At 71.8% G+C, this 241-nt stretch carries 1 protein-coding gene; it reads left to right on the plus strand.

The window, feature by feature from the left end; translation table 11 throughout:
- The coding region (locus HMPREF0058_RS11540) for an Rv0361 family membrane protein (RefSeq protein WP_006549980.1) at nucleotides 1–200 on the plus strand (200 nt) is incomplete at its 5' end.
- Nucleotides 201–241 lie beyond the last annotated feature (41 nt).

The following is a 241-nucleotide window of genomic DNA, read 5'->3' on the forward strand; positions in this document are numbered from 1 at the left end:
TGTGCGACGGTTTCGCCGAGGACCGGTCACCGATCGCCGGGCGCGAGGGCGAGGTGGTCGTCGAGGCGCTCGACAACGCCGTCGTCGACGGCGACTCCGCGACCGCCGACGTCCGGATCTCCGCGAAGGACGACAAGGGCGCGACGACCTCCACGTGGACGTTCGTGCTGGGCGACGACCGCTGGCTCGTCTGCGACTGACGCGCCCGACGGCCCGGTTCACGGGTTTCGCACGATCCGCG

It is taken from the genome of Actinomyces urogenitalis DSM 15434 (assembly GCF_000159035.1).
Classification (GTDB): Bacteria; Actinomycetota; Actinomycetes; order Actinomycetales; family Actinomycetaceae; genus Actinomyces; species Actinomyces urogenitalis.